The organism is Rhizobium cauense, assembly GCF_019511525.1.
Taxonomy (GTDB): domain Bacteria; phylum Pseudomonadota; class Alphaproteobacteria; order Rhizobiales; family Rhizobiaceae; genus Rhizobium; species Rhizobium cauense.
The window spans coordinates 1-214 of the sequence record NZ_JAEUAT010000109.1 but is presented as its reverse complement, the minus strand read 5'-3'; the positions used below and the strand labels follow the sequence as shown (position 1 = coordinate 214).

Sequence of the window (214 nt, the reverse complement as noted above, 5' to 3'; positions counted from 1 at the left end):
GCCGACGACATCGCCAAGTTCTCCGCCGATGAGATCGCGGCGCTGGGCACGGCAGCGGTCGGCGGCCTGACGAATGATGCGGTTGCTGCTCTCGACGACGACCAGCTTGCGGCCCTGAAGACGACGCAGATCGCAGCGCTGAAGCCTGCCCAGGTTGCGGCTCTGACGGCAACCCAGGTCGGCAAGCTGTCGAGCGATCAGCTCGGTGCGCTGA

General features: G+C 66.8%; 1 protein-coding gene. It reads left to right on the top strand.

Annotation, left to right across the window (positions count from 1 at the left end; genetic code table 11):
• Positions 1–214: hypothetical protein (locus JNB88_RS33375; RefSeq protein WP_220359189.1), on the top strand; the 214-nt coding region annotated here is incomplete at both ends.